25 protein-coding genes and 1 pseudogene are annotated in these 20,579 nt (G+C 69.7%); 15 read left to right on the top strand and 11 right to left on the bottom strand.

The features are described from left to right. Window positions 1–294: 294 nt before the first annotated feature. The 5 genes from NAM01S_RS02135 to NAM01S_RS02115 all read left to right on the top strand — a co-directional run bounded on the left by NAM01S_RS02135 (window position 295) and on the right by NAM01S_RS02115 (window position 4,064). On the top strand, window positions 295–1,116 hold the full coding sequence (locus NAM01S_RS02135; protein ID WP_067778273.1) for a carbonic anhydrase: 822 nt from the start codon (window positions 295–297) through the stop codon (window positions 1,114–1,116). Window positions 1,117–1,216: 100 nt separating this feature from the next. Then, a complete protein-coding gene (locus tag NAM01S_RS02130) occupies window positions 1,217–1,606 on the top strand; it encodes a PaaI family thioesterase (protein ID WP_372508015.1) in 390 nt (129 codons plus the stop codon). Between the two features lie 92 nt (window positions 1,607–1,698). Continuing rightward, window positions 1,699–2,001, top strand: coding sequence for an urease subunit gamma (locus tag NAM01S_RS02125; RefSeq protein ID WP_067778271.1), 303 nt, complete (start codon window positions 1,699–1,701; stop codon window positions 1,999–2,001). Window positions 2,002–2,010: 9 nt separating this feature from the next. Beyond that, window positions 2,011–2,346 carry an urease subunit beta gene (locus NAM01S_RS02120; protein ID WP_067778270.1) on the top strand — a complete coding sequence of 112 codons (336 nt, stop codon included), beginning with the start codon at window positions 2,011–2,013 and terminating at the stop codon, window positions 2,344–2,346. After that, window positions 2,343–4,064: an urease subunit alpha gene (locus tag NAM01S_RS02115; protein ID WP_067778269.1), complete on the top strand. Its 1,722-nt coding sequence runs from the start codon at window positions 2,343–2,345 to the stop codon at window positions 4,062–4,064. The genes NAM01S_RS02120 and NAM01S_RS02115 overlap by 4 nt, the downstream gene beginning before the upstream one ends. Window positions 4,065–4,073: 9 nt before the next feature. Here the strand turns inward: NAM01S_RS02115 and NAM01S_RS02110 are convergent, their stop codons facing one another. Beyond that, the gene (locus NAM01S_RS02110) at window positions 4,074–4,853 is read right to left on the bottom strand and encodes a VOC family protein (RefSeq protein WP_067778268.1); all 780 of its coding nucleotides are present in this window, start codon (window positions 4,851–4,853) and stop codon (window positions 4,074–4,076) included. Window positions 4,854–5,031: 178 nt separating this feature from the next. On the opposite strand from NAM01S_RS02110, the gene NAM01S_RS02105 reads away from it, so the two are divergent. The 3 genes from NAM01S_RS02105 (at window position 5,032) to NAM01S_RS02095 (ending at window position 6,958) form a co-directional block, all read left to right on the top strand. After that, the gene (locus NAM01S_RS02105; protein ID WP_169810791.1) at window positions 5,032–5,580 is read left to right on the top strand and encodes a YbaB/EbfC family nucleoid-associated protein; all 549 of its coding nucleotides are present in this window, start codon (window positions 5,032–5,034) and stop codon (window positions 5,578–5,580) included. Between the two features lie 106 nt (window positions 5,581–5,686). Next, window positions 5,687–6,022, top strand: a complete 336-nt coding sequence (locus NAM01S_RS02100) for a hypothetical protein (protein ID WP_067778266.1) — start codon at window positions 5,687–5,689, stop codon at window positions 6,020–6,022. A 3-nt stretch (window positions 6,023–6,025) separates the two neighbouring features. Next, the gene (locus NAM01S_RS02095; protein WP_067778265.1) at window positions 6,026–6,958 is read left to right on the top strand and encodes a hypothetical protein; all 933 of its coding nucleotides are present in this window, start codon (window positions 6,026–6,028) and stop codon (window positions 6,956–6,958) included. Between the two features lie 13 nt (window positions 6,959–6,971). Here the strand turns inward: NAM01S_RS02095 and NAM01S_RS02090 are convergent, their stop codons facing one another. Beyond that, a complete protein-coding gene (locus NAM01S_RS02090) occupies window positions 6,972–7,832 on the bottom strand; it encodes an SGNH/GDSL hydrolase family protein (RefSeq protein WP_067778407.1) in 861 nt (286 codons plus the stop codon). 132 nt (window positions 7,833–7,964) lie between these two features. Here NAM01S_RS02090 and NAM01S_RS02085 point away from each other — a divergent pair, with 132 nt between their 5' ends. Beyond that, the gene (locus NAM01S_RS02085) at window positions 7,965–8,630 is read left to right on the top strand and encodes an O-methyltransferase (protein WP_067778264.1); all 666 of its coding nucleotides are present in this window, start codon (window positions 7,965–7,967) and stop codon (window positions 8,628–8,630) included. Between the two features lie 46 nt (window positions 8,631–8,676). Here NAM01S_RS02085 and NAM01S_RS02080 read toward each other — a convergent pair whose 3' ends face one another. The 6 genes from NAM01S_RS02080 to NAM01S_RS02055 all read right to left on the bottom strand — a co-directional run bounded on the left by NAM01S_RS02080 (window position 8,677) and on the right by NAM01S_RS02055 (window position 12,439). Further along, window positions 8,677–9,252 (bottom strand): 3'-5' exonuclease, encoded by a 576-nt coding sequence (locus NAM01S_RS02080; protein ID WP_067778263.1) that lies wholly within the window; start codon window positions 9,250–9,252, stop codon window positions 8,677–8,679. A 69-nt stretch (window positions 9,253–9,321) separates the two neighbouring features. Then, window positions 9,322–10,077, bottom strand: a complete 756-nt coding sequence (locus NAM01S_RS02075; RefSeq protein WP_067778262.1) for a TetR/AcrR family transcriptional regulator — start codon at window positions 10,075–10,077, stop codon at window positions 9,322–9,324. 17 nt (window positions 10,078–10,094) lie between these two features. Then, entirely contained in the window at window positions 10,095–10,403 is a 309-nt protein-coding gene (locus NAM01S_RS02070; RefSeq protein ID WP_084482288.1) for a ribbon-helix-helix domain-containing protein, read from the bottom strand. Beyond that, window positions 10,400–10,684, bottom strand: a complete 285-nt coding sequence (locus NAM01S_RS02065; RefSeq protein WP_246124204.1) for a hypothetical protein — start codon at window positions 10,682–10,684, stop codon at window positions 10,400–10,402. Before NAM01S_RS02065 ends, NAM01S_RS02070 begins: the two co-directional genes overlap by 4 nt. Before the next feature lie 50 nt (window positions 10,685–10,734). Beyond that, window positions 10,735–11,730 carry a zinc-binding dehydrogenase gene (locus NAM01S_RS02060; protein ID WP_067778399.1) on the bottom strand — a complete coding sequence of 332 codons (996 nt, stop codon included), beginning with the start codon at window positions 11,728–11,730 and terminating at the stop codon, window positions 10,735–10,737. A 34-nt stretch (window positions 11,731–11,764) separates the two neighbouring features. After that, complete coding sequence (locus tag NAM01S_RS02055) at window positions 11,765–12,439, bottom strand: TetR/AcrR family transcriptional regulator (RefSeq protein ID WP_067778261.1); 675 nt, start codon at window positions 12,437–12,439, stop codon at window positions 11,765–11,767. 91 nt (window positions 12,440–12,530) lie between these two features. Here NAM01S_RS02055 and NAM01S_RS02050 point away from each other — a divergent pair, with 91 nt between their 5' ends. Continuing rightward, window positions 12,531–14,033 carry an MFS transporter gene (locus tag NAM01S_RS02050; protein WP_067778260.1) on the top strand — a complete coding sequence of 501 codons (1,503 nt, stop codon included), beginning with the start codon at window positions 12,531–12,533 and terminating at the stop codon, window positions 14,031–14,033. Here NAM01S_RS02050 and NAM01S_RS02045 read toward each other — a convergent pair. Further along, window positions 14,008–14,739 (bottom strand): hypothetical protein, encoded by a 732-nt coding sequence (locus tag NAM01S_RS02045; RefSeq protein ID WP_157107541.1) that lies wholly within the window; start codon window positions 14,737–14,739, stop codon window positions 14,008–14,010. The genes NAM01S_RS02050 and NAM01S_RS02045 overlap by 26 nt on opposite strands. A 93-nt stretch (window positions 14,740–14,832) precedes the next feature. Between NAM01S_RS02045 and NAM01S_RS37025 the strand changes: the two are divergent. The 5 genes and pseudogenes from NAM01S_RS37025 to NAM01S_RS02025 all read left to right on the top strand — a co-directional run. Continuing rightward, window positions 14,833–15,315, top strand: a pseudogene (locus NAM01S_RS37025) (SDR family NAD(P)-dependent oxidoreductase); the annotation flags it as partial. Window positions 15,316–15,376: 61 nt separating this feature from the next. Beyond that, window positions 15,377–15,712 carry an SDR family NAD(P)-dependent oxidoreductase gene (locus NAM01S_RS37020; protein ID WP_307188653.1) on the top strand — a complete coding sequence of 112 codons (336 nt, stop codon included), beginning with the start codon at window positions 15,377–15,379 and terminating at the stop codon, window positions 15,710–15,712. Between the two features lie 69 nt (window positions 15,713–15,781). Continuing rightward, a complete protein-coding gene (locus NAM01S_RS02035) occupies window positions 15,782–16,432 on the top strand; it encodes an urease accessory protein UreF (protein ID WP_067778258.1) in 651 nt (216 codons plus the stop codon). Window positions 16,433–16,461: 29 nt separating this feature from the next. After that, window positions 16,462–17,154 (top strand): urease accessory protein UreG, encoded by a 693-nt coding sequence (gene ureG, locus NAM01S_RS02030; RefSeq protein WP_067778257.1) that lies wholly within the window; start codon window positions 16,462–16,464, stop codon window positions 17,152–17,154. Next, the gene (locus NAM01S_RS02025) at window positions 17,144–17,848 is read left to right on the top strand and encodes an urease accessory protein UreD (RefSeq protein WP_067778256.1); all 705 of its coding nucleotides are present in this window, start codon (window positions 17,144–17,146) and stop codon (window positions 17,846–17,848) included. Before ureG ends, NAM01S_RS02025 begins: the two co-directional genes overlap by 11 nt. 166 nt (window positions 17,849–18,014) lie before the next feature. Here the strand turns inward: NAM01S_RS02025 and NAM01S_RS02020 are convergent, their stop codons facing one another. Further along, on the bottom strand, window positions 18,015–18,788 hold the full coding sequence (locus NAM01S_RS02020) for a hypothetical protein (RefSeq protein ID WP_067778255.1): 774 nt from the start codon (window positions 18,786–18,788) through the stop codon (window positions 18,015–18,017). 195 nt (window positions 18,789–18,983) lie between these two features. Next, window positions 18,984–20,417 carry an NAD(P)/FAD-dependent oxidoreductase gene (locus NAM01S_RS02015; RefSeq protein WP_067778254.1) on the bottom strand — a complete coding sequence of 478 codons (1,434 nt, stop codon included), beginning with the start codon at window positions 20,415–20,417 and terminating at the stop codon, window positions 18,984–18,986. Between the last annotated feature and the right edge of the window lie 162 nt (window positions 20,418–20,579).

The raw sequence follows: 20,579 nt of genomic DNA, 5'->3' as shown, positions 1-20,579 counted from the left end.
CTCGGGACTCTCTCGATCCTGACGCCGAGGATGAGTATAGGTCAGGCTTACCTAACTTGGCAACACGCGGCTTTTCCGCCGCGTGTCGTGTGACATTTTTCGCCGCCCGCGGCACTGGCGTGTCGCGCGGGACCGGTCCTACTCTGTCGCCCGACACGAACCGCGAGATCCCCTGACCCAAAGGGATTTTCATCGCAAACCGTACAGACCGGCGCGTCGACCACCGCCGAGTACCGGCCCGTCCGGGGCACGTGTCGGGACCGTGTGTGCCGATGCCGAGGAGTCGTATCCGCTTTGTCCGTTCACCGATCGTTTCGTTCGCGTCCGCTCGCCGCCCTGCTGGCCGCGACCGCCCTGTTCGCCGCGATCTCGTGTGGCGCTGAACAGCCGAGTTCGCGAGACCACGTGGAGAGTCCGTCCGCGCACATCCCCGCGCACTGGGATTACGACGCCGAGGGGCCCGACCACTGGGCCGACCTGGACCGTGATTTCCTGACCTGCCGCAGCGGCCACGAGCAGTCGCCGGTCGACCTGTCCGGATCCGCCCGGCTCGACCCCGCCGACCACATCGACGTCGAGTATCGGCCGATCCCAGCGGTTCGCTTGGTCAACAACGGCCACACCGTCCAGGCAGAGGTGCCCGAGGGCAGCGGCAACCGCATCCTCGTCGCGGGCGAGCCCTACGAGCTGCTCCAGTTCCACTTCCATCTGCCCAGCGAGCATACCGTCGACGGACGTGGCGCCGCGATGGAGTTGCACCTGGTGCACAAGAACGCCGCGGGACGAGTCGCCGTGCTCGGCGTGCTGATGGAGGCGGGCCAAGGCCCCTCGGTGTTCGGACCGCTCCTGGCTGCCGCGCCGACAACCGCGGACGCGGCGGTCTCCTTCGACGGACCGCTCGATCCGTCGGCGTTCCTGCCCGCCGCGCGCGATCAGTTCCGCTACCGCGGGTCGCTCACGACGCCGCCGTGTAGCGAGGGCGTGTCCTGGACGGTGTTGAGCGCGCCGGTGGCGGTCGCGCCGGAGGAGATCGAGCTGTACCACTCGCTGTTCGCGCACAGCAACCGGCCGACCCAGCCGCTCAACGGCCGCACCGTCACCCTGGCCGGTAACTGAACCCGCCGCGTTCGACTGTTTCGTGTGGTGTAAAGCTGGGTTCATGACGCAACAGGAGACCGGGGCCGTTCGTTCGCTGGCCGATGTCACGCCGGAGCTGATGAACAAGGTCAGCGAGGGCACCTTCGCGGACCTGATCGGACTGCGCTACACCGAACTGCGCCCGGACCTGGTCCGCGGCGAGTGGGTCGTCAAGCCGCACCTCTACCAGCCGGCGGGCATCCAGAACGGCGGCGTGTACTGCACCGTCATCGAGACGCTCGCCAGCATCGGCGGCGGCGTCTGGTACGGCGAGCGCGGCACCGTCGTCGGCGTGAACAACAACACCGACTTCCTGCGCGCCGTGCGCGAGGGCACCCTTTACGGCGAGGCGACCCCGCTGCACCAGGGCCGCACCCAGCAGCTGTGGCAGGTCGTCATCACCGACGAGGAACAGCGCGTGGTGGCCCGCGGTCAGGTCCGGCTGCAGAACCTGCCCAAGCGCGACTGACCCTGCTTTCGACTCCGCGCTGTCGACCGGCGCGCGGGGGAGCGGCGTGCCAGAATGACCGTCACCCGTCCGTCGACCGGTGAGGAGTCCGGATGCGACTGTCGCCGCACGAGCAGGAGCGCCTGCTGCTGAGCTACGCCGCCGAGCTGGCGCGGCGCAGACAGGCTCGCGGACTGAAGCTCAACCATCCCGAGGCGGTCGCCCTCATCACCGATCACGTGCTCGAGGGCGCGCGCGACGGGCGCACCGTCGCCGAGCTGATGTCGTCCGGGCGCACCGTGCTGTCGCGCGACGATGTGATGGCGGGCGTGCCCGAGATGATCCACGACGTCCAGGTGGAGGCGACCTTTCCGGACGGCACCAAACTCGTCACGGTCCACCACCCGATCGCCTAGGGCAACACGATGATTCCTGGCGAATACTTCTGCGCCGAGGGCGTGATCGAGCTCAACGCGGGCCGCGACCGCGTCGAACTGGATGTGGTCAACACCGGTGACCGCCCCGTACAGGTCGGCAGCCACGTGCACTTCCCGCAGGCCAACCCCGCGCTCGACTTCGATCGCGCCGCCGCGCACGGACGTCGGCTCGACATACCCGCGGGCACCGCGGTGCGATTCGAACCCGGCCTCGGCCAACGTGTTTCGCTGGTGCCGCTCGGCGGAACCCGTGAGGTGCGCGGCATTAGCCTGACGCCGCCCGGACCGCTGGACGCGCCACGGACCGTCGAGGGGGAGCGGTGACCGAACTGAGCAGGGCCCGCTACGCCGAACTGTTCGGGCCGACCGTGGGCGACCGAATCCGCTTGGCCGACACCGATCTGCTGATCGAGATCACCGAGGACCGCTGCGGCGGACCGGGTCTCGCGGGTGACGAAGCGGTCTTCGGCGGCGGCAAGGTGCTGCGCGAATCCATGGGCCAGTCCCGCGCCACCCGCGCCGAGGGTGCGCCGGACACGGTCATCACCGGCGCGGTGATCGTCGACCACTGGGGAATCGTCAAGGCCGACATCGGCATTCGTGACGGCCGCGTCTGCGGCATCGGCAAGGCGGGCAACCCCGACACCATGTCGGGCGTGCACCAGGCCCTCGTGGTCGGCCCGTCCACCGAGATCATCGCGGGCAACGGCCGCATCGTCACCGCGGGCGCCATCGACTGCCACGTGCACTTCATCTGCCCGCAGCTGATGGAGGAGGCGCTCGGCGGCGGGATCACCACCCTCGTCGGCGGCGGTACGGGCCCCGCGGAGGGTTCCAAGGCCACCACCGTGACCCCGGGCGCCTGGCACCTCGCCAGGATGCTGGAAGCCACCGATCACTGGCCGCTGAACATCGTGCTGCTCGGCAAGGGCAACACCGTCAGCGAAGAAGCCATGTGGGAGCAATTGCGCGCCGGCGCATCGGGTTTCAAGCTGCACGAGGACTGGGGCTCGACACCGGCGGCGATCGACGCCTGCCTGCGGGTCGCGGACGCCTCCGGCGTGCAGGTCGCCCTGCACTCGGACACGTTGAACGAGGCCGGTTTCGTCGAGGACACCCTCGCCGCGATCGCCGGACGCGGTATCCACGCCTATCACACCGAGGGAGCGGGCGGCGGGCACGCGCCCGACATCATCACCGTCGCCTCGCATCCCAACGTGCTGCCGAGTTCGACGAACCCCACCCGGCCGCACACGATCAACACCCTCGACGAGCACCTGGACATGCTCATGGTCTGCCATCACCTGAGCCCGTCCATTCCGGAGGATCTCGCGTTCGCGGAGAGCCGGATCCGCCCGTCCACCATCGCCGCCGAGGACCTGCTGCACGATCTGGGCGCGATCTCCATGATCGGCAGCGATTCGCAGGCGATGGGCCGGATCGGCGAGGTGGTACTGCGCACCTGGCAGACCGCGCACGTCATGAGGCGCCGCCGCGGCTCGCTGCCCGGCGACGGCGCCGCCGACAACGCCAGGGTGCGCCGCTACGTCGCCAAATACACCATCTGCCCCGCCGTCGCGCACGGCTTGGACGACGAGATCGGCTCGGTGGAGGTCGGCAAACTCGCCGACCTCGTGCTGTGGGACCCGGCGTTCTTCGGTGTGCGCCCGCACGCCGTACTCAAGGGCGGGGCGATCGCGTGGGCGGCCATGGGTGACGCCAACGCCTCCATTCCCACCCCGCAGCCGGTGCTGCCGCGCCCGATGTTCGGCGCGGCAGCACCGGTCGCGGCGGCCACCTCGCTGCACTTCGTCTCCGAGCAAGCCGTCGAAGACGGACTCGCGGACCGCCTGGCCGTGCGCCGAAAGCTGGTGCCCGTCAAGAACGTTCGCCGTCTGTCGAAGTCGGACATGCCGCTCAACGACGCGCTGCCGCGCATCGAAGTGGAGCCGGACACCTTCACCGTCCGGGTCGACGGCGAGGTGTGGGCCGAGCAGCCCGCGACGGAACTGCCCATGGCGCAGCGCTATTTCCTCTTTTGACGCGCGGACTCAGGCGCCGAACGACATGATCGCGAACGCGGCGCCCGTCGGATCGGCGAGTGCGGCGACGCGCGAGGGGCCGGGCAAGTCCTGCGGTTCGGCGAGCAGCTTGCCGCCGAGTTCCGCGGCGCGGGCGACCACGGCGTCCACCTCGGCGACACGAATGGTGATCGACCAGGAGGGCGCGGGTTCACCCGGCTGGGCGTGATGGGCGCCGCCGAACTCGTGTCCGCCGGAACCGGGAGAGAGCGCCTGGTACGGGTTTTCGGTCGCGGTCTCCCACGCGGCGTTGGTGTGCTTCCAGCCGAGAACCCGCGCGTAGTGCGCCATCGCGTCGGCCGGAGCGCCCGGCGCGGCGTATTCCACCCAGCACGGGCCGTTGACGGCGCCCCAGTTCTGGCTGCCGGGATGCGTGATCAGTTGGGCGATCGCGTAATCCGCGCCCGTCGGATCGGTGAGCACCGCGAAGGTCAACTGCCCGAAGACATCTATCGGTTCGCAGAAGACGGTCGCGCCCGCGTCCCGCGCCTCGGCGACGGTGGCCGCGGCGTCGGCCACCGAGAAATACGGCGTCCAGGCCGCCGGGACAGTGCTGCCGTCCGGCGCCGTGGCCGGAGCGATGCCTGCCACCTGGGCGTCGCCCTGGCGCAGGATGGTGTAATTGCCCGCCTCGGCGCCCTGATCCTCGGCCGTCCAGCCGAACAGGGCGGTGTAGAACTCGGCCGAGGCCGGAATGTCCGGGGCCGTGACATCGAACCAGCACGGGGCGCCCGCGGCGAATGCTTGCATGGTGTTCTCCTCGACGTGTAGGTGTCGTACACCGATACCGACGGCGTTCGGCTCGAAAAATCATCGCGCCCCGCGGCGGCACGCGACGCGCGGCTCGGTAAGGTGCTGCGAGCAAACTCCGGGGCGGATCTCGTTCGCGCTCGGGCCGATGGTTGTCACTGCGTGGAAGGGGACGCGAGTGCTGAGCGATCCGAATCAGGCCGCCGACGAATTGGCCCGCTGGGCCGAGAATTTGGAACGCACGGCGCAGAAGTACCAAGACCTGCAGGGCCGGATGGCGGCCTTGTCGGTGACCGAGAGCTCGGCCGACAGCCGGATCAGCGTGACGGTCGACGCCAACGGCGTCACCACCGGCATCACGCTCGCCGCGGCCACCCGCGGCATGGATCCCGCCGCCGTCGCGGCCGAACTCATGGCGTGCACCCGCCGCGCCCAGGCCCGGCTGCGCGACCAGGTCACCGATCTGGTGCACAACGTCGTCGGCGACGACGGGGCCGGACAGGCCATCGTCGGCCAGTACGCCGAGCGTTTCCCCGATCCGGCGCCCACCGCTGCGCCCGCCCCGGCGGAGCCGGTCTACACCCCGCCCGCCACCTACACCCCGCCCACGGCCACGCCTGCTCAGCCACCCCAGGGCACCCGCAAGCCCGACCGGGACCAGACGGTCGTGCCGGACGAGCCGGACGAGGACGACTTGTACTACCGCCGCAAGTCCTGGCTGGAGTGAGGCGCGGGGAATTCCAGACGGAACCGAAAGCGCCGTTGGCGCGTCATAGTCGGTAGGCCGCCGCCTGCGGCCGACACGAAACCGCGAGTGGAGGGTGAGGATTCGGATGGGCAACCCGGGTGATATCGCCATCGATCCCGGTGGGATGCGCGACCACGCCGCGAAGGTGGACGCCGTGCTCACGGGGCTTCCGATGGCGCGCGAGGCCGCCGAGTACCTCGCGCACGCCGACGACGGGTACGGGACGCTGGTCGGCCCGTACGCGCGGTCGATACTGAACCCCTTGCACGATCGAATCCTCGAGCGCCTGCGCACCGTCACCGAGGACGCCGAGCAGCTGCCGCCGAAGCTGCGGTTCGCCGCGGACTCGTTCGAGAATCTCGACGCGAGCCGCAAGAACGAGACCGACCGCCAGCGCGAGCAGATCGAACAGCAGGTCTAGGGGATGGGCTTCGACGACGCGAAGGCGCCGGAGGGCAACGAGCTGCTCGAGGAAGGCGTCGACCACCGCGACACGTACTACCAGGAAGACGTCTCGTTCCTACGGAACGTAGGCATTCCCACCGGCCAGAGGGACGGGCAGGACCCGAACGCGGGCATCTTCGCGGGCACCCCTTTCGGCGACTTCTTCGAGGGCGGCCACAAGGTCGTCGCCGGAGCCACCGGCGAACCGGGCAAAAGCTACGAGGGCGCCATGCAGGTCTGGGCGAGCATTTCCGCGGCCCAGGACGCCTTCGCGATCGCGGGTGATATCGCCAAGGGCATCCCGCTGGCGAAGTTCGATCCCTTCAACTTCCTGGGATCGATGCTGATGGGCTGGATGCTCGAGCACGTCGAACCGATGCGGAAAGCGCTGGATTCGCTTGCGGGCAGCAAGGATATGGTCGACGCGTACTCCGCTTCGTGGCAGGCGACGTCGAAGAAGCTCGCCGAGGTCGCGGACGACTGGAAGAAGGAGATCACCGACGGTACGGCGGGCTGGGTGGGCGCGACCGCGGACGCCTATCGCGTCAAGGCCGACGCCGTGATCGCCCAGATCGTCGGGCAAGCCGCGCTCGCGGACCTGCTGGCCCGGGTCAACGAGAAGATGGCGAAGATCGTGGAAGGCGTCCGCGGAATCATCACCGAGGTCCTGAACTCGCTGGCCGGAATGCTGGTGGAGATCGCCGCCATCCTCATCGCCAGCGCCGGAACGGCCTCCCCCGCACTCATCGCCCGCGCCGTCTTCGGGATCTCCACGGCCACCATGACCGTCTCCCAGATGCTGATGAAAATGGCGAGCTCGCTGATCAGCTTGGGCGCGCTGGTGCGCAACCTTACCCAGATCGTCGTCGCGGTCGTCGGTATCGAGAACGAGCTTGCCGAGGCCGGGGTGTAGCCGGAAACCGCTGTCAGTCAGAGAATCCGGAGGCGCGCACGGCCGCAACGATGACGTCGGCGACGCCGCGCATACCCGTGAGCGTCGGGTGGTACGGCACCAAGGTCTCGGTGGCCACCAGCGGATCGAACCAGCGGACGCCCTCCGGTGCGCACATGTCGTGGCCAGCGGCCGGGGTGCGGGTGTCGATGTACGTCGCCCCGTGTTCCGCAGCGGCCCTGGCGACTACGGAGTTCAACCGGTCGAAAGCGCGCTGCACGGTGGCCGCGTCCTCGGGACGCAGGCCGACCAGTTCGGGGCAGCCGCCGTCGCGGACGTAGAGCGGCCAACCGTCCACGAACACCTTCGCGTTCGGGGCGAGTGCCGTAACGCGTTGCAATGCGGCGGAATACGCGCCGGAGATGGCGTCGATCGCGGTGTCCCACGCCGGGTCGGCGCACGCGCCGCCGCGCAGCCCGGCCAGGTGACAGGCGACCACGAACCTGGTCATCTCCGTGTCGTTCGCGCCGATGTGCACGGTGACCAGCCGGGTGTTGGGGCCGAGTCCGTCGAATTGCGGTGCGATGCCGGGTCCTTGGCCGGTGGTCAGGTGCGGGATGCGCGCCGAGCTGCACGTGCGGTCGTCGAGCCGCAGACCGAGATCGGCGGCGACCAGCTTGGGGGTGTTCGCGGTGGAGCGCGCGCACTGTAGCGGGGCGCTCGTGTCGAACCGTTGCACGCCCGTGGTGGCCGCGCCGGAATCGCCGAGCGCCACATACGCGGCGCCGCCGTCGGCGGGTGTGGCCGATGCCGGGACGTGCATTGTGGCGGCGAGCGAAGTGAGCAGGCCCGCGGCGACGGCGAGGGCGCGCGAGCGGTTCCGGACGGTCGTCATGGTGGTGTGGTGCTCCGGTTCGGTTCGGCTGTCGAAAGTGAGACGCACTGGTCTCTGTTTGTGGCCGAGACTACTGCGGCGGGGACCAGGCGAGACCGGTTTTCGACAACTTCCGGTGGCAGACTTGCGGGCATGACGACTTCTGGCTGGGCCGACGTGGACACCTACCTCGTGGACAATTTGGTGCGGGATCCGGAAACCGAAGCGGCGTTGGCGGCGAACGCCGAGGCGGGCTTGCCTGCCATCGATGTGTCGGCAGCGCAAGGGAAATTCCTTTCGCTGCTCGCCCGCTCGACCGGGGCGCGCCGAGTGCTCGAGATCGGCACGCTGGGCGGGTTCAGCACGATCTGGCTGGCGCGCGCGGTGGGGAAGGCGGGCCGGGTGATCACGCTCGAATACGAACCGCGGCACGCGGAAGTGGCGCGCGCGAATGTCGACAAGGCGGGCGTCGGCGATCGGGTGGACATCCGGGTGGGCGCCGCGCTGGAAAGCCTTCCCGTGCTGGCGGCCGAGGGCCCCGAGCCGTTCGATCTGGTCTTCATCGACGCCGACAAGGTGAACAACTCGAACTACGTGCGCTGGGCGCTGCGGTTGACCCGGCCCGGTTCGGTGATCATCGTCGACAACGTGGTGCGCGGGGGAGCGGTGGCGGACGCCGAGTCGGACGATCCCGCGGTACGGGCGAGTCGCGAGCTGGTCGAAATGCTCGCCGCCGAACCGCGAGTGGACGCGACGGTGCTGCAAACGGTCGGCGCGAAGGGATGGGACGGCTTCGCCTACGCGGTCGTGAACGACTAGGTTTCGACAGTCCGCCTCCTGGAACTTCGAGACAGGGCTCAGGGGGTCAGTCGGTCGTCGAGGTGAGGCGCCACGCGTCGCGCCCGACCATGTCGAGCACCAGCGCGGCGATGTTCCACGCGTCGTCCTCGCCGCGGTGGTGGCGACCCTCCAGCGGTAGACCCGCGATCTGCAACGCCTCCGCCATGCCTTGCCGCCGCCGAAGTTCGTAGGCCTCCGAGAACACCAGCTTGGCGTTGGTGTGCCGTTGGCCGAAGGGGTACGCGACACCGGTCATCGCGCACTGACTGGCGAACTGCTTGCGGTCGTAATCTCCCCAACTGGCCCAAGCCCGCGTTCCGGCGGCGTGCTCGGCGGCGAGGATTCGGCAGGCCTCGGCGAACGAGACGCCGGTGTCCACCTCGTCCTGCGTGAGTCCGGTCAATTCGGTGCAGAATTCGCCGACCGACGAGCGCTCGGGCCGAACCAGGATGCGGTGCTTGCCGATTCGCTCGCGCGCCGCGAGATCGACCACGGTCAGGCCGATCTCGATGATCTCGCTCACCGCGCCGGCCGGAGGGCGGCCCGACCAGCACGTCGCCTCGACATCGACGACGTTGAGCAGTGCCGCGTTGTCCTTCATGCCGCCGACACTAGGCCGGGAGCAGGGTCGGCTCCACCGAATTTCGGGCGCCCGGTAGGCCTTTCGAGGTCACCTGGCGGCGTCGACGAACTGTTGCAGGCCGTCCAGCAAGCGGTGCAGCCCGAATTCGAAGGCGCGGTCGGGATCGTAGGCGGCGCCGTACTCCGCGCCCGCGGTGCCGCCAACGCGAACGGCGGTGGGAAACCGGGCCGGATCGATGACACCGGCGAGCGCGGGCTGGTAGGCGTCCCACCACTGCTGGTCGGTGCGGCCGGTCTCGGCTTCGGCGCGGGCGGCGTCGACGGCGGTGCGGGCCGAACCGCGCACGTAGTCGTTGACCAGGGTGACGACGAGATCCATCTCGGTGTCGGACAGGCCGAGACCGTCGACCGCGCGCAGTTCGTAGTCGTATTTGGCGGTCAGGTTGGGCCCGGGAATCGGCCTGCTTGCGGCGATCTGGAGCAGCCACGAATGCGTGAGGTACATCGTCCGATTCGCGCGAGCGATGCCCTCGAGCCTCGATCGCCAGCCGGACGGCACGTCGTCCGGCATCGGATAGTCGCGGTAGACGCGATCCGCGATCAGATCGAGCAGCTCGGCCTTGCTCGGAACGTACCCGTACAGCGACATCGCGGTGACACCGACCTCCTCGGCCACCCGGCGGAGCGTGACCGCGGCTAGCCCGTCCGAGTCGGCGAGCCGAATCGCCGTCTCCGCGATGTCGTCCACCGTCAACTTCGGCTTCGGCCCCCGCCTCGGCCGCGGCGGCAGCCCCCACAGCAGCTCGATCGTGCGCTGGGGATCGCCGCTTCCGCTGTAGTCCATGCTCTCGCCGCGCCGACTCAGGCGGACTTGGGCAGTCCGGCCAGGGCGCGGATGGCGTCGGTCAAGGAGATCGGGTGGTCGTGTTCGATGGCGGCGAGGCCGGTCTCCAAGAGCTGGCGCATCAGCATGGACTGAGTGATGCCGCGATCGGCGGCCGCGGCCTTGATTCGCGCGTCGAGATCGGACGGCATCTTCAGCGACCGCGACACCATGATCCCCTCGGGGCCGGGCGTCGGGGGCAACTCGACCGGTTCGTCGGTGTACTCCAGACGTGCGGCGAGAGCGGCCATCTCTTCGGGGGTGTCGGGCCATTCGGTGCTGCTCATCGCGTCTTCTCCCACTTGCTGAATTCCTGGAGTTGATCCGGCGTCATCGGCTGGGCGGCGACGATCTGATGATCGAAGCCGTCCGACGCCCGCAGGGTGACGATCAACGGCCGCCCGTCATCGGTGCGACCCCAGATCGTCAGCGCCGACAACCCGGTCACCGGATCGACGCCACGTCGCGGCCAACGACGATCGGCATACAGCACCTCGATCACCTCGTGGCGCTCGACCCCGGCCAACGCCAGAACCGTGACAATGCCGTACCACCACTCGTAGGCCACCACCCGATCGTACCGTGCCGGTACCACGCGCGTGGTACCTCCCACACCGGTCAGGGGATGAGCACGACCTTGCCCATGGTGGCGCGGGTTTCGATGGCGCGGTGCGCTCCCGCCGCGTCCGCGAGGTCGAAGCGGTGCAGCGCGGGGCGTAGGCGTCCGGCTGCCGCCTCCGCCATGGCGCGGTCCTCGAGCACGCGGATGTCGCCGCCGACGGGCCGCAGCATGGGCGGGCCGAGCACCACCTGCGAGGTGATGCCTCGCTCGGTCAGCTCGTCGGCGGTGAAGGTGAGCGCCTGACCGTCCTTCGGCCCCTTTCCGGCGAAGCCGTAGACCAGATGGCTGCCGCCTTCGCCGAGGAGATCGACGGCCGCCCTTGCGGTTTCGCCGCCGATGGCATCGAAGACGAGGGTCGCGGCGCGGTCGCCGAGCCGGGCGCGCACCCGTTCGGGCCAGTCCGGCAGGAGATAGTCGACGGCGATGTCGGCGCCGTTCCCGGCTACCCGCGCCACCTTCGAGGGTCCGCCCGCGAGACCGATCACGGTGGCGCCCAACGCTTTCAGATACTGCATCAGCAGGGTTCCGATGCCGCCCGCGGCCGCGGTCACCACCGCGACGCTGTCCGGACCGACGTCGGCGAACTGGAGGATGCCCATGGTGGTCCGCCCGGTGCCGATCATCGCGACCGCCTCGGCGGGACCCAGATTCTCCGGAATGCTGTGCAGGCGAGCAGCTTCCACGACCGCGAGCTCGGCATACCCGCCGGGCGCCGCACCGAGGTGGGCGACCACCGGCTTCCCGAGCCAGGCCGGGTCGACGCCCGCGCCGACCCGATCGACCGTGCCCGCGACCTCCCGGCCGGGCACGGTCGGCAACTCCGGCGCCGGATAGGGCCCCGGCGTGCCGCGGCGCAGCGCAGTGTCAACGACGTGCACCCCGGCGGCGGCGACCGCGACGCGGACCTGGCCGGGCCCCGGTTCGGGATCGGGGAGGGTGTCGTAGCGGAGGTTCTCGGCGGGCCCGAAGGCGTGCAGTCGGATCGCGTGCATGGTGCTCACCCTGCAACCTCGAGCGAGGTTGGGGTCAAGCCGTGCGGTGCCGGACCCGCGCGGCGAACCCGTCGCACAGCGCCTCGAGGCCGGAGAACAACAGGTCCTCGGAGGTGAGATCGCTGACACCCGCGCCTTGCAACTCGGCGAGCGCGGCGGGGACCGGCCCGTTCGGCGTGCCTTCCAGCAGCGCGCGCAGCCCGTTGTCGCCGTCGGTCTCGATGCCCTTTCGGGTCATCAGCGCCGAGCTGACTTGCGGCAGGGTCGCGCCCGAGATGTAGTTCCACACCGAGAACGCCATCTGCATGGCCTCGCGCGGCGAGACGTCGAGCTCGCGGAAGCCCTCGACCAACCAGGCGAGGCAGGCCATGCTGTGCGGGCCGAAGCTGTAGCGGGGCATCGCGAAGGTGAGGATGACCCAGGGGTGGCGCTGGTAGAGGTCCCAGTCGATCTCGGCCGCGATGTGGACGCGGTCGCGCCAGGTCCAGCCCCGCCCTTCGGCCGACGGATAGGGGTGGCGGCGGGTGACCTCGTCGGTCATCGCCGCGATGAGCTCGTCCTTGTTGGCGATGTGCCGGTACAGCGACATCGCGCCGACGCCCATCCGGTCGGCGATGCGGCGCATGGACACCGCGTCGAGTCCTTCGTCGTCCGCGAGCGCGATCGCGGTGTCGACGATGGCGACGCGGTTGAGCTTCGGCTCAGTCATCCCATGACTCGCTTTCGGGTTCCGGGCCAGGATGCGTACACTGTACCCGGACTCATGCGTACGGCGTACGCGACACGGGAGAGGAATCGGGATGACAGACCTGGAGACAGTGCGGCCCACGCACGGGTCGCCCGTCGCCATCGGCTCACGGCGCGCTTGGCTCGGGCTCGCGGTGCTGCTGCTGCCGGTGCTGCTGGTGTCGATGGACATCTCGGTGCTGTTCCTTGCCATGCCCACGCTGACCGTCGACCTCGATCCGTCCGCGGCGCAGCAACTGTGGATTCTCGACATCTACGGCTTCCTCATCGCAGGCCTGCTGATCACCATGGGCAATCTCGGCGACAGGATCGGGCGGCGCAACATCCTGCTAATCGGCGCCACCGTGTTCGGCATCGCCTCGGTGCTCGCTGCTTTCGCACCCACCGCGGGCGTGCTGATCGTGGCGCGGGCGCTGATGGGCATCGGCGGCGCGACCCTGTTGCCGTCCAGCCTCGCGCTGATTTCCAGCCTCTTCCCCGACGCGCGCGAGCGGGCCGCCGCGATCGGCGTGTGGACGGCGTTCTTCGCGGGCGGCTCCGCGGTCGGCCCGATCATCGGCGGACTGCTGCTGCACCACTTCTGGTGGGGCGCGGTCTTTCTCATCAATCTTCCGCTGCTGCTGATTCTGCTGGCGTTCGGGCCGTTCCTGTTGCCCGAGCACCGCTCGGCAGCGCTCGGCCCGCTGGATCTGCCGAGCGTCGCGCTGTCCATCGGCGGCATCCTGCCGGTGGTCTACGCCGTCAAGCACGCCGCGTCGGAAGGTATCGACGCGGCGGGCATCGTCATCGGAGCGATCGGCGTCGCGCTGCTGGTCGTCTTCGTGCGCAGGCAGCGCACCCTCGCCGAACCGCTGCTCGACCTGCGGCTCTTCCGGCGCGCCCAGTTCTCCGTCGCTATCGGCTCGAGCCTGGTCGGCATGATGTCGCTGGCGGCGCTGAGTTACCTCACCAGCGTCTACTTGCAGTCGGTCACCGGCCGCGACCCGCTCGCCGCCGCCTTGCTCGGCATTCCGATGGCCGTCGCGGTGTTCATCTGCTCGATGAGCGGTGCGCGCGTCGGACAGCGGATCGGCGTCCGCGCTACCTTCGTGCTCGCGCTCCTCGCGTCCGCCCTGGGCAATCTGCTGCTGCTCGGTGTCGGCGTGGACGGCGGGGTCGGCTGGTACCTGGCGGGTTCGACCATCGCGGGTGTCGGATACGGCCTGGCGTTCACCCTCGTCTCCGATGTCGCCGTGTCGTCGGTGCCGCCGGAGCGGGCCGGCTCGGCGGTCGGCATCTCGGAGACCAGCTTCGAACTCGGCAACGCGCTCGGGCTCGCGCTGCTCGGCTCGCTCGCTGCGCTGGTCTTCCGTTCCGGCGGCGACTACGACTCGACGCTGGGCGAGACGATCCAGCACGCGGGCGCCGACAAGGAGCTGGTGCACAGCGCGGCCGCCTCGTTCGTGGACGGTATGCACGTCGCGACGACCGCCGGCGCGGCTCTGCTGGTGCTGATGGCGATCGTGGCCTGGGTGGCGACCCGGCGGCCTGTCAGCGGCCGAACACGCCGGTCATGATCTCGGCGGCCCACCGATTGACCGGCGTGACCACGGTGCCGTGCACCCAACGCACCGGACGGACGACCACGGCGACCCAGACCGCGGCGAGGGCGAGCAGCAGCGGACGCAGCACGGTGCGGTAGACGAAACGGCACGGCGTCACGACCAACACCCCGACGATGACGGTCGCCACTCGCCACCCGTAGATCACGACCGTCCGCAACAGCACCCACAGGGGACGCAGCACCCAGCGCCACAGCTGAACCAGCGGCCAGACCACGAGCCACTTGCCGAGGAAGTACACCGTCGCGAGCAGCAGGCCGATCAGCGGTTCCAGCACCGTGCGCCACAACCACACGAGTGCGGGCCGCACCAGCGCGCGCCACAGCCAGCGCTCGACGGCCTGGCGCAGCGGGCGCAGGAAGTAGTCGAGCAGCAGTGCGAGCAACGGCGTCAGCACCAGACCCCACAGCACGTGCTGGAGCACCCAGCCCCACAGAAAGTCCTTGAAGAACAACCAGATCGGACGGATCACCCAGTACCAGACGAACCGGGCCACGGGCGCGAGCAGGCGGGTGACGAAGTAGTCGACGGCCGCGGCGAACAGTCGCCCGAGCAGGCGCACGCCTTCCCAGAGGAGTCGAACCGGAACGAGCAGAACGACGGCGATCACCCTGGCGATCCAGGCGCCGAGTCCCGCAGGGCGGGAAGGTTGTGACGACATCCTCGAATCCTCTCGCACCGACCGACCGCGGCACCGCCGGGTTTCTACGTCGGGAACCGGGTAGAAACCCCCAGCGCGCCATACATTGGTGGGGTGTCCCAGACTGAGCCCACCCGAAACGGGCGACCGCTCGCCGAGCGGGTGGCCGCCAAGCTGCTGTACCCGACCTCGCGGCCGTCGGAGAAGGACCTGCGCGCCGCGGTCTCCGGCCGCCACGTGCTGGTGACCGGCGCGTCGCACGGTATCGGGAAGGCCAGCGCACGCAAGCTCGCGGCGGCGGGCGCGACCGTGCTGCTCGTCGCGCGGTCCGCCACCGAACTCGAAAGGCTGGCCGCCGAGATCACCGCCGCCGGCGGCGTCGCGCACGTCTATCCGACCGACATGACCGACATGGCCGCGGTCGACCGTCTCGCCACCGAGCTGCTCGCCGCGCACGGTCACATCGATGTGCTGATCAACAACGCGGGCAAGTCGATTCGCCGCCCGATCGACGAATCCTACGATCGTTTCCACGATTTCACCCGGACCATCGACGTGAACTACCTCGGTCCGGTCCGCCTGCTGCTGACCTTGTTGCCCGCCATGCGATCTCGGGGCAGCGGGCACATCGTCAACATGTCCACCTGGGGTGTGGCTCATGCCACCCGCCCCGCGCTGGGCCGCCTACGGCGCGTCGAAGGCGGCGTTCGACGTATGGCTGCGCAGCGTCGCCACCGAGATCGCCGCAGACGGGCTCACCACCACGTCCATCTACATGCCGCTCGTGCACACCAGGATGAGCGCGCCCACCGACTTCAGCAGGGTGCCCGGGCTCACCGTCGACGAGGCGTCGGATCTCGTCTGCCACGCCGTCACCGCCAAACCCGCCGAGATCGCACCGTGGTGGTCGGCGCCCATTCAGGCATGGACCGACCTCACCCGTGGCCAAGCCCAGCGTTTCCTCGCCCGCGCCTTCCGCCGCGGCGACGCGTGAGCCGGACGTAGGCCGTCGGAAACGCGCGCACGGCTGGAGCGAACGCGGATGTACGCATAAGGTCGAACGATGCCGCAGACAGGCGCGACGAGCCCGGCGACACTGTTCGCCCTGGCCGACTCGCGGCTGCCGATCGGCGGGCACGTGCACTCGGGCGGCGTCGAAGAGGCCGTCGCCGCCGGGCTGGTGCGCGACGTCGCGACCGTCGATGCGTATCTGCGCCGCCGCGTGCGAACCTCCGGCCTGGTCGCCGCTTCGCTGGCCGCTGCGGTGTGCGCGGGCGACCTCGACCCGCGTCGCGCGGACGCCGAGGCCGATGCCCGGACGCCGTCGCCCGCGGCGCGGGCAGCCTCCCGCGCGCAGGGTCGCGGGCTGTTGCGTTTGGCCAAAAAGGTATGGGCACAACACGATTGGACCGATCTCGCGGCTCGTCCGCACCTGTCCACGGTGTTCGGCGCGGTGGGTAGCGCTTGCGCGGTGACCCCGCGCGAGACGGCGGACGTGGTCGTCTACACCACGCTTACCGGCGCCGCCACCGCCGCCCAGCGGTTGCTCGCGCTCGATCCCGCGGCCGTCGCCGCCTGCACCCTCCGGCTGGCCGAGCTCTGCGACCGCACCGCCGCCGAGGCGGCCGACGGTCTCGCCGCGCTGTCGGATCCGCTGCAGGACGCGCTTGCCGAGCGGCACCGGCACCGCGCCATGCCGCTGTTCGCCAGCTGACCGACGTTCCCGAGAGAAGGAGATGCCGTATGCCACCGCACCTGATCGACGGTGAACCGCACCATCATTCGCACGACCGGCCGAAACGAAAGCGGATGCCGGGGGAGCCGCTGCGCATCGGGATCGGCGGTCCCGTCGGCTCGGGCAAGACGGCGCTGGTCGCCGCGCTGTGCAGGCAGCTGCGCGGAGAACTGTCGCTCGCCGTGCTGACCAACGACATCTACACCACCGAGGACGCGGACTTCCTGCGCCGCCACGCGGTGCTGCCGGACGAGCGGATCGCCGCCGTGCAGACCGGCGGCTGCCCGCACACCGCCATCCGCGACGACATCACCGCCAACCTGGACGCCATCGACGACCTGATCGCGGCCAACCCGCCGCTGGATCTGATCCTGGTGGAATCCGGCGGCGACAACCTCACCGCGACGTTCTCCTCCGGCCTGATCGACGTGCAGATCTTCGTCGTCGACGTGGCTGGCGGCGACAAGGTGCCGCGCAAGGGCGGCCCCGGCGTCACCTTCTCGGATCTGTTGGTGGTCAACAAGACCGACCTCGCCCCGCTGGTCGGCGCCGACCTCGGCGTGATGGAGCGCGACGCCGCCAAGGTACGCGAGGGCAGGCCGACCGCCCTGCTCTCCCTGACGGAGGACCCGGCCGCGATCCCGGTGCTGGCCTGGGTGCGCGAACAGCTCGCGGGAGACGCGGCCTCCCTTGCGCACTGAGCTCAGGATCATCGCCGCGGCGGGCACTCTCCCGGAGATCCACGCGTCCGGCGGAATCGCGGCCCGCCGGACCGGCCCGGACGCCGTGCACCTGATCGGCACCGCCGCCACCCCGCTGGGTGGCGATGAACTGGACATCTCGGTCACGGTGAGCCCGGGCGCGCGGCTCCTCCTGCGCTCGGTCGCGGCGACGATCGCACTGCCGAGTGCGGCGACCCGAATCTCTTTCGCGCGCTGGCATTTCGAAGTCGCCGATGGCGGCGAGCTGGACGTGGAGACCGAGCCGCTAATCGTGGCTGGCGGCGCGGACCACCGGTCGCTCACCACAGTCCGGCTCGCGGCCGATGCCCGTCTCCGGCTCCGCGAGCGCGTGCAGATCGGACGCGCGGGGGAGGACCGGGGTGCGTGGCGCGGCGATCTGATCGCCGACCTGGACGACCTTCCGCTGCTGCGCCACCGTGTCGAACTCGGCTCCGGCACCGCCACCGACGACGCACTCGCGGCGCCGCGCGCTCTCGACAGCGAACTCGTCTATCCCGACGATCGGCCGGTCGAAACCTTCGGACTCCACGCGACGCGCCTGCCGCTCGCCGCGGGCGGAAGCCTGTTCACCGCGGTGGGTGCGCGGCTGAGCGCCACGGTGAGCCCGCGAAGCGCCAGCGGCGCAGGGGTTTCGGTGCCCGCCACCGCCTGACTCTCGGGCACCAACGAGGGCGCAGGGCCTTTCAGTTCCGACCGAATGTGGCACCGGGTTGTTCGCGAAACCGAAAGGGCGGGGCTCCGACATGATGTCGAAACCCCGCCCTGTGCTCTGACCTCCGGCGAACCTTTCCCGGTGGCCGGAAGCGCCTTCCGCGCGTTCAGTCGCCGACGACCCGCGAAGGGGCGTTGAAGGCGGCGACCGCGCCGACGGCGGCACCGGCGGCCGCACCGACGGCGGCTGCCGGAATGGTGATCACCGCGGCGCCGACCGCCGCGCCGAGCGCCGGGCCCGCGACGAGACCGACGGGCACGAACGCCAGACCGGTCACCAGGCCGACCGCTCCGCCGACCATCGCCGAGGTGAGCGCGAACGGCACCGCCGAGGCGGCGCCCGCCACCGCGCCCATGGCCGCGGTACCCATGGTCTGACTGGCGATGCGGTCGGACCGGCTGCGCTCCATGCCGATCGAGTCGAGGAACGTCGCGAGATTCGCCTCGATCATGGCGGAGTTGTCGTTGATCTGGATCGCCTGTTCGGTGTTGATCCAGTCGGGTGTCGGCACGGTGACGTCACCGAAGCGGAACTGACCCGGGGGCGGCGCGATCGGCGGCACCGGCGCGACCGGGACCGGCGGGTGCAGCACACCGACCGGCGCGAGGTAACTCCGATCCGGCGCGGGCCGCGACCACTGCAGCGAACTGCGAGTGTTGTCGGGAATGTCGAGGCCCTCGTACGGAATGGCGTTGGGCGCGTCGGCCGCCGGCCATTGCGCCGCCTGCTCGGGCTGGGTGACCGGATTCGTCTCCGCGGGCTCGGCATTCGCGGTTCCGGTGCCGACGAGCGCCAACACCAGGGGAACAGCACCCGCCGCGACCATCGAGCCCACCTTCTGCCGCTGCGGGTTGGGAGCTCTGTGCTTGCCTGTGGCCATACTCACCTTTCTTCGTAGCTGACATGCTCGACGTTCCACATTCGGACCCGCGGGCCGAACGGATTGGTGGAAACGCCCACACGACAGGTGAGTTGGCGTTGCTTGATGGTTGCTGGACGCGCGAAAACCCGCCATTCGATCGCTGATCGAATGGCGGGCCGATGTCATCCCCGCTGGACAGAAACTCCGGGAAAGCTAGGAAACCGCGCGGTCTGTCGCTGCTTTGCCCGGCGCGCGACCGTTGCTCGCGGGCGGCGCGCCGAGCGCGGCCGCGAGTTCGTCGGCCTCTTCCTGATCCTCGTTGACTTGTTCCAAGGCGAGCCGCGCGAACACCCACTGCTCGGTGGCGGCCATCTGGCCTCGGGTGCGGCCGAGGAAGGTGACGAACCACTGGATCACCGTGATGATCCGGCTGCGGTAGCCGACCAGGTAGTAGAGGTGCAGCGCGAGCCAGGCCAGCCACGCGATGAAGCCGCCGAATTCCAGCTTGCCGACCTGGCAGACGGCGCTGAACCGCGACACGGTGGCCATGCTGCCCTTGTTGAAGTACTTGAAGGGCTTGCGTTCCTCGGGCGTCTGGCCCTTGAGCCCGGCCTTGATCTGCTTGGCGGCGTAGGTCGCGCCCTGGATCGCGCCCTGCGCCTGACCGGGCACGCCGGGCACGGCCATCAGGTCGCCGACCACGAAGACATTGGGGTGGCCCTTGATCGTGAGATCGGGTTCCACGATGACGCGCCCGGCCCGGTCCACCTCGGTGCCCTCGGAGCGCTCGGCGAGCATCTTGCCCAGCGGGCTGGCCTGCACGCCCGCCGACCAGACCTTGCACGCGGACTCGATCCGGCGGATCGTGCCGTCGGCGTCCTTCACCGTGACGCCGTGCGCGTCGATATCGGTCACCATGGCGTTGAGCTGGATCTCCACGCCCATGTTCTCCAGCCTGCGCTGGGCCTTGCCGCCCAGCTTCGGGCCCATCGGGCCGAGCACCGCGCCCGCGCCCTCGATCAGGATGACCCGTGCGTCGCGCGGATCGATGTTGTGGAAGGTGCCCTCGAGCGTGCGATCGGCGAGTTCGGCGATCTGCCCGGCCAATTCGACGCCCGTCGGTCCTGCGCCGATCACGACGAAGGTGAGCAGCCGGTCGCGAAGTTCCTGGGTGGTCGCCAGTTCCGCGCCCTCGAACGCGCCGAGGATGCGGCCGCGCAGCTCCAGCGCGTCGTCGATGGTCTTCATGCCGGGGGCGTAGGTGGCGAACTGGTCGTTGCCGAAGTACGACTGCTGCGCGCCGGTGGCGACGATCAGGCTGTCGAACGGCGTGACCGTGTCCTGGTTCAGCAGCCGCGAGGTGACCGTCTTGTTCGCCAGGTCGATGTCGGTGACGTCACCTAGCAGTACCTGCGCGTTGCGCTGCTTTCTCAGTACCAGCCGGGTCGCGGGCGCGATCTCGCCGACCGAGAGGATGCCGGTGGCGACCTGGTAGAGCAGCGGCTGGAACAGGTGCGTCGAGGTCTTGGAGATCAGGGTGATGTCCACGTCGGCGCGCTTGAGGTGCTTGGTGCCGAACAGGCCGCCGAAGCCCGAGCCGATCACCACCACCTTGTGACGACGGTTCTCGACAGACTGAGTGCTCATCGTCCTGCTCCTCGACAGTCGGGGGGCGCCTCGTTCCCCCGCGAACGGTTACCGACAACGTCCAACCGTAGTCGGCCCGCCCTGGACCGTCACGACGAGATCCCCGATCCGGGCGTGCGGCGCCGCGACGCCTCACCGTCGGCGGGCCGTAGAAGTGAAGGT

The sequence above is a fragment of the Nocardia amikacinitolerans NBRC 108937 genome, from assembly GCF_001612615.1.
Taxonomy (GTDB): domain Bacteria; phylum Actinomycetota; class Actinomycetes; order Mycobacteriales; family Mycobacteriaceae; genus Nocardia; species Nocardia amikacinitolerans.
This window is presented reverse-complemented; position numbering and strand designations above follow the sequence as displayed.